We start from the raw sequence: 822 nt of genomic DNA on the forward strand, positions 1-822 counted from the left end.
CAAGGCGAGCCGCAAGAAAGCCAGTACGCGGCGATCTCCCCCTATCTGTTCGATGCCAGCCATCTCGCCAACCCGCATGTCGTGGTGCGGGAGGAAAGCAAGCCGATCAATGGGTTGTCCAAGTTGCTTAGCGGATCACAACCCATCGACGATGGACACTACATCCTGAGCAGACAGGAACGGGATGAACTAGTGTGCACCGAGCCTGGAGCCGCTGCCTTTTTGCATCCTTTCGTCGGGAGTCGAGAATTTCTGAACGGCGGAGAGCGATGGATTCTTGCATTGCAGAAAGCAACGCCGATGGAGCTTAGGAATATGCCCAGCGTGGTTGAGAGAATGCGCGCAGTCAAAGCGTTCCGTTTGCTCAGCAAGCGAAAGAGCACCTTGGCCATCGCCGACTATCCAGAGCGCTATAACGTTGAAGTTATCCCGACCAAGCCCTTCTTGGTGATTCCCGAGGTCAGCTCCGAGCGACGAGAGTATGTCCCGATCGGCTGGCTGGAGCCGCCAGTGATCCCCAGCAATCTCGTTCGCATCATAACGGGAGCGACACGGCCCCTGTTCGGACTGCTGACATCCGCCATGCACATGAGCTGGCTCAGGCACATCGGCGGGCGCCTCAAGAGCGACTACCGCTACTCCATCGGGCTGGTCTACAACAGTTTCCCAGTGCCTACTGCCGACGAGGCGGCACTGGCGAAGCTGGAACCGCTCGCCCAGGCGGTCCTGAACGCCAGAGCCAGCCATCCCAAGTCAACCCTGGCCAACCTCTACGACCCTGACCTGATGCCGACAGCGCTGCGTAAAGCCCACCAAGCGCTT

1 protein-coding gene is annotated in these 822 nt (G+C 59.0%); it reads left to right on the forward strand.

Features of this window, described 5'->3' with window-relative positions; translation table 11 throughout:
- Window positions 1–822, forward strand: an 822-nt coding sequence (locus VBE63_RS30660) for a type IIL restriction-modification enzyme MmeI (protein WP_323686726.1), incomplete at both ends; no start/stop codon positions are given.

Origin of the sequence: Lamprobacter sp. (assembly GCF_034860625.1) — a bacterium.
GTDB lineage: Bacteria > Pseudomonadota > Gammaproteobacteria > Chromatiales > Chromatiaceae > Lamprobacter.